16 protein-coding genes are annotated in these 15,493 nt (G+C 66.4%); 3 read left to right on the forward strand and 13 right to left on the reverse strand.

Annotated elements, in window-relative coordinates:
* Positions 1 to 237 precede the first annotated feature (237 nt).
* The 5 genes from HLH21_RS07130 to uvrC form a co-directional block, all read right to left on the reverse strand.
* Entirely contained in the window at positions 238 to 705 is a 468-nt protein-coding gene (locus HLH21_RS07130; protein ID WP_182942764.1) for a molybdenum cofactor biosynthesis protein MoaE, read from the reverse strand.
* Positions 706 to 711: 6 nt separating this feature from the next.
* Positions 712 to 975, reverse strand: coding sequence for a molybdopterin converting factor subunit 1 (gene moaD / locus HLH21_RS07135; protein ID WP_456305458.1), 264 nt, complete (start codon positions 973 to 975; stop codon positions 712 to 714).
* An 87-nt stretch (positions 976 to 1,062) separates the two neighbouring features.
* On the reverse strand, positions 1,063 to 1,584 hold the full coding sequence (locus tag HLH21_RS07140) for a hypothetical protein (protein ID WP_182942766.1): 522 nt from the start codon (positions 1,582 to 1,584) through the stop codon (positions 1,063 to 1,065).
* Positions 1,585 to 1,679: 95 nt separating this feature from the next.
* Positions 1,680 to 2,279, reverse strand: a complete 600-nt coding sequence (gene pgsA / locus HLH21_RS07145; RefSeq protein WP_182942768.1) for a CDP-diacylglycerol--glycerol-3-phosphate 3-phosphatidyltransferase — start codon at positions 2,277 to 2,279, stop codon at positions 1,680 to 1,682.
* Positions 2,280 to 2,355: 76 nt separating this feature from the next.
* Positions 2,356 to 4,236, reverse strand: a complete 1,881-nt coding sequence (gene uvrC / locus HLH21_RS07150; RefSeq protein WP_182942770.1) for an excinuclease ABC subunit UvrC — start codon at positions 4,234 to 4,236, stop codon at positions 2,356 to 2,358.
* A 371-nt stretch (positions 4,237 to 4,607) separates the two neighbouring features.
* Here uvrC and HLH21_RS07155 point away from each other — a divergent pair, with 371 nt between their 5' ends.
* The gene (locus tag HLH21_RS07155) at positions 4,608 to 5,417 is read left to right on the forward strand and encodes an exodeoxyribonuclease III (protein WP_182942991.1); all 810 of its coding nucleotides are present in this window, start codon (positions 4,608 to 4,610) and stop codon (positions 5,415 to 5,417) included.
* 52 nt (positions 5,418 to 5,469) lie between these two features.
* Here the strand turns inward: HLH21_RS07155 and HLH21_RS07160 are convergent, their stop codons facing one another.
* A complete protein-coding gene (locus HLH21_RS07160) occupies positions 5,470 to 6,186 on the reverse strand; it encodes a response regulator transcription factor (RefSeq protein ID WP_182942772.1) in 717 nt (238 codons plus the stop codon).
* A 232-nt stretch (positions 6,187 to 6,418) separates the two neighbouring features.
* On the opposite strand from HLH21_RS07160, the gene HLH21_RS07165 reads away from it, so the two are divergent.
* Complete coding sequence (locus HLH21_RS07165) at positions 6,419 to 6,877, forward strand: L,D-transpeptidase family protein (RefSeq protein WP_246379372.1); 459 nt, start codon at positions 6,419 to 6,421, stop codon at positions 6,875 to 6,877.
* A gap of 17 nt (positions 6,878 to 6,894) precedes the next feature.
* Here the strand turns inward: HLH21_RS07165 and HLH21_RS07170 are convergent, their stop codons facing one another.
* The 3 genes from HLH21_RS07170 to guaB all read right to left on the reverse strand — a co-directional run bounded on the left by HLH21_RS07170 (position 6,895) and on the right by guaB (position 11,697).
* A complete protein-coding gene (locus HLH21_RS07170; protein WP_182942775.1) occupies positions 6,895 to 8,709 on the reverse strand; it encodes a cation:proton antiporter in 1,815 nt (604 codons plus the stop codon).
* Positions 8,710 to 8,832: 123 nt separating this feature from the next.
* Entirely contained in the window at positions 8,833 to 10,125 is a 1,293-nt protein-coding gene (locus HLH21_RS07175) for an RsmB/NOP family class I SAM-dependent RNA methyltransferase (RefSeq protein WP_182942777.1), read from the reverse strand.
* 69 nt (positions 10,126 to 10,194) lie between these two features.
* A complete protein-coding gene (gene guaB / locus HLH21_RS07180) occupies positions 10,195 to 11,697 on the reverse strand; it encodes an IMP dehydrogenase (protein WP_182942779.1) in 1,503 nt (500 codons plus the stop codon).
* Between the two features lie 181 nt (positions 11,698 to 11,878).
* Between guaB and HLH21_RS07185 the strand changes: the two genes are divergently transcribed.
* Positions 11,879 to 12,484, forward strand: coding sequence for a nucleoside 2-deoxyribosyltransferase (locus tag HLH21_RS07185; protein WP_182942781.1), 606 nt, complete (start codon positions 11,879 to 11,881; stop codon positions 12,482 to 12,484).
* Positions 12,485 to 12,584: 100 nt separating this feature from the next.
* Here the strand turns inward: HLH21_RS07185 and HLH21_RS07190 are convergent, their stop codons facing one another.
* The 4 genes from HLH21_RS07190 to HLH21_RS07205 form a co-directional block, all read right to left on the reverse strand.
* Complete coding sequence (locus HLH21_RS07190) at positions 12,585 to 13,082, reverse strand: cystathionine beta-lyase (RefSeq protein ID WP_182942783.1); 498 nt, start codon at positions 13,080 to 13,082, stop codon at positions 12,585 to 12,587.
* Positions 13,060 to 13,515 (reverse strand): c-type cytochrome, encoded by a 456-nt coding sequence (locus tag HLH21_RS07195; RefSeq protein WP_182942785.1) that lies wholly within the window; start codon positions 13,513 to 13,515, stop codon positions 13,060 to 13,062. Before HLH21_RS07195 ends, HLH21_RS07190 begins: the two co-directional genes overlap by 23 nt.
* A complete protein-coding gene (locus tag HLH21_RS07200; RefSeq protein WP_246379390.1) occupies positions 13,512 to 14,033 on the reverse strand; it encodes a methylamine dehydrogenase light chain in 522 nt (173 codons plus the stop codon). The genes HLH21_RS07195 and HLH21_RS07200 overlap by 4 nt, the downstream gene beginning before the upstream one ends.
* Positions 14,034 to 14,140: 107 nt before the next feature.
* The gene (locus HLH21_RS07205) at positions 14,141 to 15,349 is read right to left on the reverse strand and encodes an amine dehydrogenase large subunit (protein ID WP_182942787.1); all 1,209 of its coding nucleotides are present in this window, start codon (positions 15,347 to 15,349) and stop codon (positions 14,141 to 14,143) included.
* Positions 15,350 to 15,493 lie beyond the last annotated feature (144 nt).

The raw sequence follows: 15,493 nt of genomic DNA on the forward strand, positions 1-15,493 counted from the left end.
CTCCGTGAAAATCGCTGGGACAGGGCTGCGCTCGCTGTCCCGACGTTCTGATTATGCCCCTACATATCGCGCCCGGGCAATCGAAGACGCACTAGATATATGAACCACCGCAGACGGCAAGAGCGCGATCCCGTTGACGGGGAAGGAGTTTCCACGGCTTTCGGAAATCAAGGAAAATCTTTTTTCTCACCCGAGGGGACCCGGCCGCCGAATCCCCCCTCGCCCGACTCGCACCGATCAGCCGGGTCGGCCGTCCCGTGCCCAGCGGGCCGCGGCGACATCGTCCGCCTCGCGCGCGTCGACCCAGGCGGTCCGCCCGTCCTCGAATTCCTCGCGCTTCCAGAACGGCGCCCGGGTCTTGAGCCAGTCCATGACGAACGCGGTGGCGTCCAGCGCCGCCGCGCGATGCGCGGCCAGGCACAGGACCAGCACGATCGGTTCGCCAACCACAAGGCGTCCGACGCGATGGATGACTGTGCAGCCCAACAGGCCGAATCGCGCCTGGGCATCGGCGGCGATTCGACCGATCATGGATTCGGTCATGCCGGGATAATGCTCCAGCGTCAGGGCACGCAGCCCCGCCCCGCCCCGTACGACACCCAGGAAGGCGCCGACACCGCCGGCCGCGTGCCCGCCCTGCATCAGGCGGGCGTGTTCCGCGTCCATCGAAAACGCGGCGGTCTGTACGCTGACGCGAATCGCCATGACGGCCTATCCCCCGGTGACGGGGGGAAAGAACGCGACCTCGTCCCCGTCCCGCACCCCGTCATCCGGGCCCGCGAATTCCTGGTTGACCGCGCAACGGATGGCGCCCCCCTGCAGCCCGAAGACCGCCCGGTACTCGCCGTCCCGTTCCGCCAAGCTGCGGATCACGTCGCCAACGAACCGCACACCCTCGGGCAACGGCATCGATTCGCTCGACCGCCCCAGCCGGTCGCGCAGCCAGGCAAAATACAGGATCGTAATCACAGGCACGCCTTCCATCCACACGGCAGGCCAGGTCGGGCCCTGCCCTGAGGCACGCCGCCGACGAGTCAGTCATAACGCGGATTGCTCTTACCCCTATCTGGGGGTGGTCGGCGAATCTTTAACCGTCCTGACCGTCCCATCAGGTGCGATGATGGTGCTGGTGCCATCCCCGTTGGGAATGACGATGGTCGCGGCCCGCTGGCCCGCACCATAATGCGCGGCATCATCCCGTACCGCGGACGGCAGCCCGCCACTGGAAAAATCCTGGACCCCGCCGCGGATCTCGGCCTGCTCGCCGGCACTCATGCTGCCGCCCTCGGGCAACTCCGCCCCGCCCGCATCGGCAGGCAGCCCGTCGCCCAACCGGCCGCGGTCCTTCGATACATCACCCAGGGTCGGCAATGGCGCGGGGGGGCCGGGCCATAGATTTCCAGCTGCTGGAAGAATCGGCAGCTCCACCGCCGCCTCCCCCCGCGCGCGGCGCAGGTTTTCAGCCTCGCCGCCCGGCGCGTTGGGATTGCTCCCCGGAAAACTCATGCCGTCGCCCGCCAGCTTGCCGAACCCCGCGCACCCGCCGAGCAGGACCAGTGACGACAACAGCGCCGCGTTTCGCATCATGCCTCTCCTGGCCAGCCACCCCGTTCGCCACCGAAACGGAGTGTGCCTGCCCGAAAGCGCAATCTCAAGTAGCGCGAAACGTTCTGACACAATCAGGACGCGATTTTTGATGCCGTCCCGCCGTTGCGACCGACATGACGCAGGCCTGTCGCAAGATAGTCCCACCCCGTGACGATCGTCAGCAGGGCGGCAACCCAGAGCATGATCGCCCCCAGCATGCTGACCGGCAGTCCGTCGAGATGCAGCAGCTTTCCCGTACTGTCGCCGGCCAGCAGGAAGCCGATGGCCGTCATCTGGAACCCGGTCTTCCATTTCGCCAGGCGCGTCACCGGAAGGCTGATCCGGGTGGAGGCCAGGAATTCGCGCAGGCCGCTGACCAGGATTTCCCGGGCAAGGATGATGATGGCCGGATACAGCGCCCCGAACGGCAGGCGAGCCGACCCCGCCAGGACCATCAGCGATGCGCCGACCAGCAGCTTGTCGGCAATCGGATCCAGCATCCGCCCCAGGTCGGAATATTGATGCCATGCGCGGGCCAGCTTGCCGTCCAGATAATCGGTGATGGCCGCGGCGATGAACAGCAGACAGGCCGCGCAATCCGTCACCGGCGCCCCTATCGCCACGAGCGCCACCAGAACGGGAATCGCCACAATCCGCGACAAGGTCAGGATATTGGGCAGGTCGGTCAGCATCGCACACAGAATACAACAAGATAGAAGGAACAGGAACGCCTCATCACGACGGTCTGATGACGAAATTGCTCAGGGCTCACTCCCCGGACCAGCCGGGATGGAAATGACCATAGACGATCCGCGCCGTTTCCCGGTTGATCCCCGACGTGGCCTCCAGTTCGGCCAGCCCCGCCTGCTTCACGCCGCGCGCCGAGCCGAACTGGTTCAGCAGCGCGCGCTTCCGCGCGGCGCCCACACCGGGGATCTCGTCCAGTTCCGACTTGACCAGCGCCTTCGACCGGCCGGCGCGATGGGTGGTGATGGCGAAGCGGTGGGCCTCGTCGCGCAACCGCTGCAGATAGTACAGCACCGGATCGCGCGGCGGCAGCTGGAACGGCGGCCGGTCCGCGACATGAAACCATTCCCGCCCGGCATCGCGGTCCGGCCCCTTGGCGATGGCCACCAGCGTCACGTCCGTCACGCCCAGGTCGTCCAGCACCGCGCGGACCGCCGAATACTGGCCCGCGCCACCGTCGATCAGGACGACATCCGGCCAGTCCCCGGGGGTCGCCTGTTCCTGGCGATCGCGCAGGCCACGGCTGAATCGCCGCTCCAGGACTTCGCGCATCATCGCGAAATCGTCGCCCGGCGTAACAGGGCCCCGGATCGAGAATTTGCGATAGGCGCGCTTCTCGAACCCATCCGGGCCGGCCACGACCATGACGCCATAGGCATTGCTGCCCATGATATGGCTGTTGTCGTAGATTTCGATCCGCTTCGGCGGGGCATCGAGGCCGAACAGCTCGGCCATGCCGTCCAGAAGGCGCGCCTGCGCCGTGCTTTCGGCCAGCTTGCGTTCCAATGCCTCGCGCGCGTTGGTTTCGGCGTGGTCGACGACCGCCTTCTTCTCGCCGCGGCGGGGGACCAGGATCTCGACTTTCCGGCCCCGGCGGATGCTCAGCGCGTCGGCCACCAGGTCGCTCTCGGCGATCTCGTGGTTCAGCAGGATCTGCGGCGGCGGTGGCTTGTCGTCGTAGAACTGCGCCAGGAAGGCCGTCAGGATGTCGGCGGCGTCCTCATCCTTGGCGTGGGCCGGGAAAAAGGCGCGGTTGCCGTTGTTCCCGCCCCCGCGGATGAAGAAGACCTGGATGCAGCAATGGCCGGCGGCCTGCCGGATCGCGACCACATCCGCGTCGTCGAGCGAGGCCGGATTGATGACCGACGAATCCTGCATGGCCGCAAAGCCACGGATGCGATCGCGGATGGTCGCCGCGCGTTCGAATTCCAGGGACTGGGCCGCCGCTTCCATTTCCCGCACCAGTTCGTCGCGAATGCCGGTGCGCTGGCCCGACAGGAAGGCGCGCGCCTGTTCGACCAGATGCGCGTAATCCTCCCGGCCGATACGCTCGACGCAGGGGGCCGAGCACCGCTTGATCTGGAACAGCAGGCAGGGACGCGTGCGCGAGGCAAAGACGGAATCGGAGCACGATCGCAGCAGGAACACCCTCTGGATCAGGTTCAGGGTCTGGTTCACCGCCCACGCCGAGGCGAACGGCCCCCAGTAGGACGCCCCCTTCGCCGGCCGGCCACGATGTTTCGTGACCTGGGGAAACAGGTCGGCATCCGTCATCATGATCCACGGATAGCTTTTGTCGTCCCGCAGCAGGATGTTGAAGCGGGGCTTCATCCGCTTGATATAGTTGGCCTCCAGCAGCAGGGCCTCGGCCTCGGTGTGGGTCGTCACGATTTCCATCGTGACCGTTTCCGACACCATGCGCCGCAGCCGTTCCGGCAATTTTCCAAGCTGGGTGTACGATGTCACGCGCCGCTTCAGGATGCGGGCCTTGCCGACGTACAGGACCTCTCCCTTCTCGCCGAGCATCCGGTAGACGCCGGGGGAAAGCGGCATCGTCTGCAAGGCCTGGTGGATGGCCGCGACCCCCTTGACCATCGCCACGACCGGCATGTCGCCGTCCATCAGCGGCCCCGTCCGTTCATCCACCGATCATGTGGATAAGTCTGTGGAACAGCCGCTGACAGAATCGTGCGGGTGGCGGTTTCCCTGCGCCCCGCTTGAATTGCCCAAAAAAGAAGCACAACAAATAACCTACTGATATTAAATAATTATATTGCAGACGTCCGGGGAGTCACATGTGAAATTCGAGCAATCCTTTGGAAAATAAGGAAGTCAATCCCAAAGGTGGACAAAATTCGCCCGAATCGCCTTTTCCCTTCCCCGCGACTCGATCCTGTTTTGTTCGTCATTGCGATACCGATTGGTTTCCAATCCCGGCGCTGCGCCGCCGAATCCCCCTTGCCAGGATTCGCCCGATGGGTAATGCCACCGATATGCGTATCGTCACATGGAATATCAATTCGCTCCGCCTGCGGTTGCCGCTTCTGGCGCGGCTGTGCGCGGAACTGCAGCCCGATATCGTCTGCCTGCAGGAAACCAAGGTGCCCGACGATCTGTTTCCGGCCGATGCGGTACGCAAGCTGGGCTTCGCCCACATCCAGCACCGGGGAATGAAATCCTACAATGGCGTCGCGATCCTGTCCCGGGTCGGGCTGGTCCCGCTGGACGATACGCCGGACTGGTGCACCCGCAGCGACTGCCGCCACATCGCGGCGTCGTTCGACATGGGCGGCCAGCCGATCGAACTGCACAATTTCTATGTCCCCGCCGGCGGAGACATCCCCGACCCGGAGGCCAATCCGAAATTCGCGCACAAGCTGGCGTTCGTCGATGAGGCCCATGCCTGGTTCACGGGCCGGGACAATCGCCGCGCGATCCTGGTCGGCGACCTGAACATCGCCCCGCTGGAACAGGATGTCTGGAACCACAGGCAGCTGCTGAAAATCGTCAGCCATACCCCAGCGGAGACGACCCGCCTGCTGGCCTGGCAGGCCTGTGGCTTCGTCGACGCCATGCGCCATTTCGTGCCCGCGGACGAGAAATTGTATACGTGGTGGTCCTATCGCAATCGCAACTGGACCGAGAGCAATCCCGACCGATGGACGCGCGGGCGCCGGCTGGACCATGTCTGGGTGACGCCCGACCTCACGCCGTCCCTCAAGGACATGATGGTCCTGCGAGAAACACGGGATTGGCCGACCACATCGGATCACGTGCCCGTGGTGGTCGATTTCGCCCCCTGACCGCAACCAGGGAATAATGGCGCCCGGGCCTGCGGCCCGAGCCCAGCCTGCGTCAGCCGGCGCGCAATCCGCCTTCCGGGTCCAGGCGATAGCCCCCGCCCTCGGTCACCAGCAGCGACGCATTGGTCGGATCGGGCTCGATCTTCTGCCGCAGGCGATAGATGTGGGTTTCCAGCGTATGGGTGGTCACGGCGGCATTGTAGCCCCAGACCTCGTTCAGCAGGACCTGGCGCGGCACAGGCCGGGTGCCGGCCCGATACAGGAATTTCAGGATCGCGGCCTCTTTTTCCGTCAGCCGGATCCGGCGGTTGCGCGTGGGCTCCTGCAGCAGCTTCGCCGACGGCCGGAAGACGTACGGCCCGATGGAGAAAACCGCGTCCTCGCTGTTCTCGAAGATCCGCATCTGCGCGCGCAGGCGGGCCAGCAGTTCGGCAATGCGAAAGGGCTTGGCGACATAATCGTTCGCCCCGGCATCCAGGCCGCGCACCACGTCGGTTTCGTCATCCGAACCCGTCAGGATGATGATGGGGATGCGCTTGCCCTGGCGGCGCAGGTCGGCACAGAAATCGCGACCGTCGCCGTCGGGCAGCGTCACGTCGAGGATGATGGCGTCGAAGCGCGCGCCCGGCGCATTCAGCTTGTCCCAGGCATCGGCGACCGATTCCGCCTCGGTGGCCAGGAACTCTCCTTCCAGCTGCAATTGTTCGACGAGCATATGACGTAATGTCTGATCGTCATCCACTATCAGAATGGGACGCGCACCTGCCATCGAACCCTCTTTATTTTTGACCTCAACCCCGTTTGCAGGGCCGGGTATCCTATATCATTCCCGAAGCGGAAACGGCAGCGTCCGGACCCGTCCGCACGCGACCTCTTCCCATGGCCGTACTGGTGCCGTCCAGTCTAGGCCCGAATCCCAGCAAAAGGCGACCCGTTTGGAGGCCTCCATGATACGCGCAGTTTTGAGATCGAATACCGGCCCGGATGCACAACTGCATTGCATGGATCAGAAAATCCCGGCGATCATCGGGGCCGCGGGCATCCGGCGCATCAAGGAGGAAGGCGATCACGCCACGCCGACCGGAATTCTGCCGTTACGACGGGTCATGTACCGCGCCGACCGTGTCGCGGCCCCGGCCTGCGCCCTGCCGGTGGAACCCCTGGCGCCCAACGACGGATGGTGCGACGACCCCTCTCATGCCGATTACAACCGGCGCGTCACCCTCCCCCATCCCGCCCGGCATGAGAAGCTGTGGCGCGACGATGACGTTTACAATATCGTGATAGAGCTTGGATATAACGACGCCCCGCCGATTCCAGGGCGCGGATCGGCCATTTTCCTGCATCTGCAATCGCCCGACGGCCGCCCGACGGAGGGATGCGTCGCCCTGCGCGAAACCGACCTGCGCCGCCTGCTGGCCGCCGGACTGACGGAAATCGAAATCCTGCCGCCGGCCTGACGGGCCGGATCGCCGGATCACGATGCACGCGCGGCCTCGGGCGGCAACATCGCGACGATGGTATCGCCCGAGATCGGCTCGATCGGGGCTTCGTCCTCGACCGAGCGGATCCATATCGCCGTTCCCCTGCGAATTGTCATGATGTTCAGGCGGTTTCCGTCCCGGGCCGCCGCATCGTCGTGCATGTCGCTGCCGAACGGCAGGCTCCTGAACCGCCATCCACGCTCGAACAGCGTGTCGATCAGGGTAAAGTTCCAGGCGGGGTCGCCCAGCACCTTGCCGCGCGAATCGCGGCTGAGCCCCCGATAGAGGTCCAGGCGCGCCACCCCCGGACTGACCTGGAACACGCGCTGCCGTCCGAAATCGGGCGCCATGCGCGCGCAGACCAGCCCGTTGTAGATCGCATCCGGCGTCGCGGCGATCAGATAGTCCGCCGGCCGTTCCTCCAGGCTTTCCAGACCTTCGTCGGACAGCAGTTCGGCCTTCAGCGTCGGGATGCCGGCCCGGGCCGCCGGCGCCAGCGCGCCTGCATAGGTATCGACTAGCACGACCGGGCAGCCCAGGCGATGCACGACGCCGGCCAGGTCGGTCGACCATCCGCTGGCGCCCACGATCGCCAGGGCGGGTTCGTCCGACAGGGTCAGGCGCAGGACCCGCGCCACGGGACGAAGCGAAAATCCATGCAGGATCATGGTGGTGGCGATAAGGGCGAACACACCCGGCGTCACCAGGTCGGCGCTGGGATAGCCTGCGTCCTGCAACTGCAGGCCGGCCACGCCGGCGACGGCGGCGGCGACGATGCCGCGCGGCGCGATCCAGCCGACGAAAAGGCGTTCCTGCCATGACAGGTCCGACCGGATGGTCGAAAGCAGGATGCCCACTGGCCGCACCACGAACAGCACCGTCAGCGTCATCGCGACGATCGGCAGGGACAGGCGTTCCAGCACCTCGCGATGCAGGTCGGCGGTCAGCATGACGAACAGGCAGGACACGACAAGGACGCCCAGCGACTCCTTGATCCGGCGCAATTCGGACATGCCGGTCACATGCATGTTCGTCAGCGCCATGCCGAAGACGGTGGCCGCCATCAGCCCCGCACCTTCCATGATGAAGTTGCAGACCGAAAAGACGCTCATCGCCAGGGTCAGGATGATGGGAATGCGCAGAATTTCCGGCACCAGATCGCGGGCGGACAGGAAGCGGACCAGAAGGGCGGGAAAGACCCCGAACCCCATGGCCATCATCGTACTGAACAGCAGGTGCGGCACGATCTCGACCATGAACATGCCGGAATGGCGGTTACCCTGGATCACCAGGATTTCCAGCACCAGGGTGGCGAGGATGGCCCCCACGGGATCATTCAGGATGGCTTCCCAGCGCAGGAACGCCGCCACGCGCGGCCGCAGCTTGGTATGGCGCAGCAGGGGCAGCACGACCGTGGGGCCGGTCACGACGATGATCGCGCCGAACAGCCACGACGCCCCCCAATGCATATGGCCGACGAAATGCGCGGCCAGCGCGCCCAGGACCCAGTTGATCGGCAGGGCCACCGCCGTCAGGCGCAGCACGCCCTCGCCCGACGCGCGCCATTGCCGGAAATCCAGCGCCAGCCCGCCCTCGAACACGATGAACGCAACGGCGAGCGAGACGATGGGATGGAAATAGCGGCCGATCGCCGCCGACGGATGCAGAAGGCCGAGACCCGGACCGTAGATCAGGCCCAACCCGAACAGCAGGACGATGGCCGGTAGCCGGAAACGCCAGGCCACCCATTGGGCGCCGATGCCGCCCCCCAGCACGCACAAGATCCCGATGGCCAGATTTTCCTGCATTCCCCGTTTCCCGGACTGTTGGCCCGACAGATCGGGCAACCCCATCATACTATGACGATGGCAAAACCGATAATCGGGCGAAACCAGTCCGTTAACCAGAAAAAACGCCGGGGAAAGCGACCGTCAGGCCGCCCGTTCCAGGATCGCGGCGAAGAACCCGTCGGTCCTGTCGCGCAAGGGCGACAGCGCGATCATGCCCTGTTGCGCCAGTCCCGCCGGCAGGCCGCACTGCGCGTCGGGTTCAGCACGGCGAAAATGCGGCGACGCCCGCAGGAAGGTTTCGATGCGGTCCTGATTTTCCTCGCGCAGGATCGAACAGGTCGCATACACCAGCCGCCCCCCCGGCCGGACCAGCGTCGCCGCCGTATCGAGGATTTCGGCCTGCTTGACCGTCAGTTCGGCCAGATCCTGTTCCGTCAGCCGCAGGCGCGCGTCCGGGTTTCGGCGCCACGTGCCCGTCCCGGTGCATGGCGCATCGACCAGCACCCGGTCGAAACTGCCTGCACGCCGCTTGGCCCAGCGGTCGCCCGGCACCAGAAGGTGGCGTTCGGCATTGTGCACGCCCGCCCGCCGCAGCCTGCGGACCGCGCCGTCCAGCCGGGCCTCGGAGACGTCGCAGGCCACGATATGACCCCGGTTCTGCATGGTCATGGCCATGCCCAGCGTCTTGCCCGCGGCGCCCGCGCAGTAATCCAGCACCCGCATGCCCGGCCGGGCATCGGCCGCCGCCACCACCACCTGGCTGCCTTCGTCCTGGATTTCCACCAGCCCGGCCTTGAACGCCGCCGTCGCCGTGACGGGCTGCCGCCCCGGAACGCGCAGCCCCCAGGGGGACAGCGCGGTGTCTTCGGCCATGATGCCGTCGGCCGCCAGCGATCGCCGCGCCTCGGCCCGCGTGGTCTTCAGCAGGTTGACGCGCAGATCCAGCGTCGCCTCGCCCGACAAAGCCTCGATTTCCCGCGCCAGATCGTCGCCGAACACCGCCTCCAGCCGCGGCAGCAGCCAGTCGGGAACTTCCAGGGCGACCGCGCGCGGCATGTCGGGGTGGGTCAGGTCCTGCCCCCGCAACCGCGCGGCCAGGTCGCGCTCGGCCGCCGACAGGGGGGCCGCCGCGTAGCGGTCGCCGGCAAACAGATCCTGCGGGGCCTCGCCCGGTCGGGGGGACAGGGCCAGCATCGCGATAATGCGGCTGCGCGGCGTGGCGGGGACGCCGGCGCGGTCCAGCCACCATTCGATATGTCGCCACTGGCGCAGCACGGACCACACCCGTGTCGAGACAGCCCGCCGGTCGCCCCCGCCGATATAGCGGCGTTCGCGGAAGAAGGCATTGGCAACGGCATCCGCCGGGCGACGGGGCGTGGCCTCCATCGCCGTCAGCAGATCGATGGCGGCGGCAAGCCGCGCACTGGGGGTCATGATCGTCCTGTCTGTCGTCCAGCGTCCCGGAACCGGGACCTTATATCGGCGGGTCGGCGGCAATCCCGCTCAGTCGCGGCGGTAATTCGGCGCCTCGCGGGTGATCGCCACGTCATGGACATGGCTTTCGCGCAGGCCCGCACCGGTGATGCGCCGGAAACGCGCGCGCGTCTGCAGGTCCGCCACCGTCGCCGAGCCGGTATAGCCCATGCCCGCCCGCAGGCCGCCGACCAACTGATGCACCACGGCGTCCATTCCGCCCTTGTAGGCCACGCGCCCCTCGATCCCTTCCGGGACCATCTTGTGGGTTTCCTTGATTTCCTGCTGGAAATACCGGTCGGCCGACCCCCGGGCCATGGCGCCCAGGCTGCCCATGCCGCGATAGGACTTGTAGGACCGCCCTTCGTACAGGAACACCTCGCCCGGTGCTTCCTCGGTGCCGGCCAGCAGCGAGCCGATCATGACGACATCCGCGCCGGCCCCGATCGCCTTGACGATGTCGCCGGACGTCCGGATCCCGCCATCGGCGATGGCGGGAATATCGCGTTCATGACAGGCAGCCGAGGTTTCCAGAACAGCCGAAAACTGCGGCACGCCCACCCCCGCGACGACGCGCGTGGTGCAGATCGACCCCGGACCGATGCCGATCTTCACGCAATCGGCCCCGGCCTCGATCAGGGCGATCGCGGCCTCGGGCGTCGCGACGTTGCCGGCGACCACCTGGATGCGGTCGTCCGCCGCCTTGACCCGGGCGACAGTGTCGAGGACGCCGGACGAATGGCCGTGGGCGGTATCGACGACCACGACATCCACCCCGGCCTCGATCAGCGCCAGGGCGCGGCGGTACCCGTCCTCGCCCACGCCGGTGGCGGCGGCGCAGCGCAGGCGGCCCATCTCGTCCTTGTTGGCCAGCGGATGCAGGACCGCCTTTTCCATGTCCTTCACGGTAATCAGGCCGATGCAGCGATCCTCGTCGTCCACCACCAGCAGCTTCTCGATCCGGTGACGATGCAGCAGTTGCCGGGCCTCGTCCCGCCCGACGTCGTGACGCACGGTGACCAGGTTTTCGCGGGTCATCAGTTCGTAGACGCGCTGCTCGGGGTCGGTGGCGAAACGCACGTCGCGGTTGGTCAGCATGCCCACCAGCCGCTTGGTTTCGCGTTCGATGACCGGCAGGCCGCTGATGCCGTGGCGGGACATGATGGCGTTGACCTCGGCCAGCGTCTGGTCGGGCGAAACCGTGACCGGATTGACGACCATGCCGGATTCGAAGCGCTTCACGCGTCGCACGTGCTCGGCCTGCTCCTCGACGGTCAGATTCTTGTGGATCACGCCCATGCCGCCCTGCTGCGCCATGGCGATGGCCATCTGGTCTTCGGTCACCGTGTCCATGGCCGAGGAAATCAGCGGGATATTCAGTTCGATCCGGCGGGTCAGGCGCGTCCTGGTCGAGGTCTGGCCGGGCAGGACGCTGGACTGGGCCGGAACGACCAGAACGTCGTCGAAGGCCAGGGCCTCGCGGATGCGATCGTCAACGCGCGCGGTGGACGCCGGATTATTGAATGAAGACATGCTACTGGACCCTCTTCAACCATTGCAGGGGTCCCTGTGCCTCGGGTACCCGACCGTTGGCGCTTCCACATAAGATGCGAATCGGACCGTGGCAAGAAAAAGACGCGCGCCACTGAAAAACCTGGGTCCGGGGCCGTCGATGGCCTATCCGGTCCCTTCCTGCGACAGAGGGTGAGTGAACATGACGACGCGCGGAACGGTCTATCTGGCGGGCGACCTGGTGTTTCGGCCCGGCGCGATCGCGATCTTCGATCACCTGCGCGCCCTGTGCGATGCGGCCGGCGTCACGGGCCTGGCCCCGTTCGACGGCCAGGCCGGGATCGAGGCCCTGCCCCAGGGGCTGGAGACCACGCTGAAGATCGTCAGGGCCGACCGCGATCTGATGGATCGCTGTGACGGCGGAATCTTCTGCATCGACCCGTTCCGGCGGTCCGCCGACATGGACCCCGGCACGGCGGTGGAAATCGGATACATGATGGCGCAGGGCAAGCCCCTGGCCGGCTACACGACGGACGGACGGCTGTATCCCGAAAAGGTCCGGGCCTATTGCCGCGCGGCATGGGGGGACGATCTGCGCCCGCGCACCACGCACGACGCGCCGGTCGGGTCGGGCGCGGTCGAGGATTGCGACGGTATCCTGGCCCATTCCGACGGCATGCTGCAAAATGGCATGGTCGAAGGCTTCATCCGCCTGTCGGGCGGCGGCATCGCCGTGCATGACGATTTCTACGAGGCATTCCGCCTGGCGATCACCGACCTGGCGTCGCGCCTGCGGGTCAGAGCCTGAGACCCCGCCCCCGATCAGGACTAAACGAATGGGATGCAAGGGCCGAGGCCCTTGCCGGGTTCGGGCGGAGCCCGCCCTTCCCTTACGACCGCGCCCCCGTTCAGTAGGCGCCGGCCGTGTGACCCGCCTGCGCGGCGCAGGCCGTAACCGCCCGGCCCCAGACACCCGCCCGCAATTCCGGCAGGTCGGTCGCCCGCAACGGATGGCCGCGCAGGGCGTGAACTTCCTCGGCCGTGTACGGACGGGTGCCCTTCGGCGTGCTTGACCCGCCGAGGTCGAACACGACGAAGTTCAGCACCCGCGCCATTTCCGCGTCGTCGCGGATCAGCGACATCGACACGCCCGGCACCTGGACCAGATAGGACCGGCCTTCCGGCGTGCAGGTCAGGCTGCCGACGCGGTCGCGCAGCACCGGGATGTAGGTCTGCCCGGACAGACCCTCGATCCCGTGGCATCCGCCGCATTTGACCAGATAGGTCGTGCGCGTTCCGTCCAGGGCGCGCGCCTGCCGCGGCGGTGCAAGGAGGCCGGCCAGCGCCAGAAGAACGACGGCCGGCCCCGCGACCCACGCGACCTTAGGGAAGCGGATGTGCCGCATTCAGCGCCTTCCTGGCGGCGGCCACGGCCGACGATGGCATCGGCGCCGCACGGGACGCCGCCAGGTCGGCCGCCGTGAAGGTCGGAGCCGGCTTGGTCGAACCCAGCGACGACAGATAGGTCAGGATCGCCGCGATCTGATCGTCGGGCAGGCTCTTGAAGCTGGGCATGAAGCCGACATAGGTCGCGCCGGCAGCCTGGATCGACCCGGCCAGGCCGTTAATCAGCACCTGGGTCGCATATTTCTTGCCTTCCGGGGTCGACGCGATCTTGTCGATGCGGTTGGCCAGCGGCGGGAATTGCCCCGGCGCGCCCACGCCGCCGCCCTGGTGGCAGATGCCGCAATTGGCGCCATAGAGGGCCATTCCGTCAGGGGCGGCAAAGGCGGGCGTCGCCCCGGCCAGACACAGGGCCAGGGTCAGGATCTTCTTCATTCGGCGGTTCCTACGATTACGGCTGTCGAACAATTATAGAGAAGCGAGCCCGTTCCGAAACACCAGATGATGTCGTTATTGGCCTGCGGACGGTAGGTCGGCAGATCCCCATCCATGCCCAGGCAGGTCTGCTCGTTGCAGGCATCCTGTCCACAGCAGTCGCGATAGGCGATCAGGTACGCGCGGCGGTCCTGCGGGTTGAAGCATGTGCCGATCCACGATGTCGGCGACGGCCGGGTACCCGGCGGGCAGCTATGAACCCCGCCGCCGCACGTGGTGCACAGATTGCCGTCAATCGCGCAATACCGCCAGTAATCGCACTTGGTGTCGTCCTTCACCTGGGCCTTGGCGGAAAAGGGCGACGGGGCGCGGGTCGTGGGGGTGGCCGCGCGGGCATCGCCGCGCCAGACCGGCAGCACCGGGAAAGCCGGGATCGCGGCCGCCCACGCCCCCAGCCGCGCCAGCGCGCTGCGGCGCGACGACCGTCCGGCCAGACGGCGGGTCAGCCGCTCGGCCATGCGGTCGAGACCATCGTGTCCGCCGGTCGTACCACGTCCGGGCTCAGGCGTGGCTTCGGCGCCCGTCGCATGGGACGGGCGGCCGGTCATGTTTCGTGTCATCGCCATCATTCCCCCGCCGCGACCGTGAAGATAAGCGATTCGCCCAGTTTCCTGATCGGCCGCACCATCTTGCCGGTGGCGCCGTCCAGGACGTTCAGATCACCGGCCTCGTCGGTCACGAAAATACGCGACGCCGCGTCCTGGGTGACGCCGACCATGGTGCTGGGGGCGGCCAGATGAATGCGGCGCACCAGCTTGCGGGTCGTCAGGTCGACCTCCCACAACTCGGTCCCCGGATCCTTGTGCGTCCAGAACGTGCCGTTATGCATCAGGATGAACAGGTGCGAATCCCGTGCCCGCACGGCCGCCAGTTGCCAGCCGCCCGGACGCCAGGTGACGTCGAACGGCGCACGGGCGTCGGACGCGGGCTTAAGGCCCGCGGCTTCCTGAAGGGACCAGGGCTTGCCGATCCGGGCGTCCGAACCCAGGACCGTGTCGTAGACAAGGCCGCTGAAGGACACGAACCAGACATGTCCACTGGCCGCGACGTCCGGGCTGTGCTCGAAGACGGGGTCCCGATCAGGCACGAAGAACGGCGCGGAATGGGTGACGGTGGGCTTGGCCGACGCGTCGAGGCTGACATTGGCCAGCGAACCATCGCCGCAGATCGACGAAAAACCCGACACCCCCCACGGATAGACCAGCGCGCAGCCCGGAACATCGACGGTCTGCACCACCGCCTTCTTCGCCGTGTCCACGACATGGACCGAATTGGTCGGGCTGGTGTCGTAGACATAGACGTAATGCCCGTCGGCGCCGACCGCCAGGTCGGGCTTCTTGGGCGTCACCAGGGCACGACTCGGCAGGTCGATGTCCATCGTCGGTTCGAGCGTCTGGGGATCGTAGGCCGCCAGCATGTCATGCCGCTTGCCGCGATTTCCACGTTCCCACGTCGTCTCGGCGACATAGAACGCCCGGCCGGCCGGATCGGCGGCGACATTGGCGTTGTACGAGGCCTGGACCATACCCAGCAGCTTACCGCTGTCGGTATCGACCACATAGACGCGCCCGTCCTTGTTGTGACGGTACACGGCGTCTTCCACCAGGATCCGATGCGGACCAGCAGGCGGAAGCTTCACGATGTCGCTTTCCTCGGTCTGCAGGATAGGATCCGCCGCACCGGCCGGGCCGGCGACAAGGACAGACAGGGCGCCCAGAAGCGTCAGCGGAGCGGCCAGATTACGGGTCATGCTACGACGTCGTTCAACCGCCATAAGCCCGCCCGACCCCAGGATAGGATAATATATTCATCCTGTTACCTTATCTTTCGCTCCAGCAACCATCAATCGTCCGGCGTGGCAGCGTCACACGCGGGACGTCGACCCGCCCCGCATTGGCCGGATTCAATAATCTTTCGA

It is taken from the genome of Gluconacetobacter johannae (assembly GCF_014174305.1).
In the GTDB taxonomy this organism is placed as follows: Bacteria; Pseudomonadota; Alphaproteobacteria; order Acetobacterales; family Acetobacteraceae; genus Gluconacetobacter; species Gluconacetobacter johannae.

Bases quoted from the DNA above. Each gene is read 5' to 3' on its own strand.
- HLH21_RS07140 (WP_182942766.1), bottom strand. From the start codon at position 1,584: ATGCGAAACGCGGCGCTGTTGTCGTCACTGGTCCTGCTCGGCGGGTGC.
- HLH21_RS07130 (WP_182942764.1), bottom strand. From the start codon at position 705: ATGGCGATTCGCGTCAGCGTACAGACCGCCGCGTTTTCGATGGACGCG.
- HLH21_RS07165 (WP_246379372.1), top strand. From the start codon at position 6,419: ATGGATCAGAAAATCCCGGCGATCATCGGGGCCGCGGGCATCCGGCGC.
- HLH21_RS07170 (WP_182942775.1), bottom strand. From the start codon at position 8,709: ATGCAGGAAAATCTGGCCATCGGGATCTTGTGCGTGCTGGGGGGCGGC.
- HLH21_RS07195 (WP_182942785.1), bottom strand. From the start codon at position 13,515: ATGAAGAAGATCCTGACCCTGGCCCTGTGTCTGGCCGGGGCGACGCCC.
- HLH21_RS07160 (WP_182942772.1), bottom strand. From the start codon at position 6,186: ATGGCAGGTGCGCGTCCCATTCTGATAGTGGATGACGATCAGACATTA.
- HLH21_RS07205 (WP_182942787.1), bottom strand. From the start codon at position 15,349: ATGGCGGTTGAACGACGTCGTAGCATGACCCGTAATCTGGCCGCTCCG.
- HLH21_RS07185 (WP_182942781.1), top strand. From the start codon at position 11,879: ATGACGACGCGCGGAACGGTCTATCTGGCGGGCGACCTGGTGTTTCGG.
- HLH21_RS07200 (WP_246379390.1), bottom strand. From the start codon at position 14,033: ATGGCCGAGCGGCTGACCCGCCGTCTGGCCGGACGGTCGTCGCGCCGC.
- HLH21_RS07190 (WP_182942783.1), bottom strand. From the start codon at position 13,082: ATGCGGCACATCCGCTTCCCTAAGGTCGCGTGGGTCGCGGGGCCGGCC.
- pgsA (WP_182942768.1), bottom strand. From the start codon at position 2,279: ATGCTGACCGACCTGCCCAATATCCTGACCTTGTCGCGGATTGTGGCG.
- HLH21_RS07175 (WP_182942777.1), bottom strand. From the start codon at position 10,125: ATGACCCCCAGTGCGCGGCTTGCCGCCGCCATCGATCTGCTGACGGCG.
- uvrC (WP_182942770.1), bottom strand. From the start codon at position 4,236: ATGGACGGCGACATGCCGGTCGTGGCGATGGTCAAGGGGGTCGCGGCC.
- guaB (WP_182942779.1), bottom strand. From the start codon at position 11,697: ATGTCTTCATTCAATAATCCGGCGTCCACCGCGCGCGTTGACGATCGC.
- HLH21_RS07155 (WP_182942991.1), top strand. From the start codon at position 4,608: ATGCGTATCGTCACATGGAATATCAATTCGCTCCGCCTGCGGTTGCCG.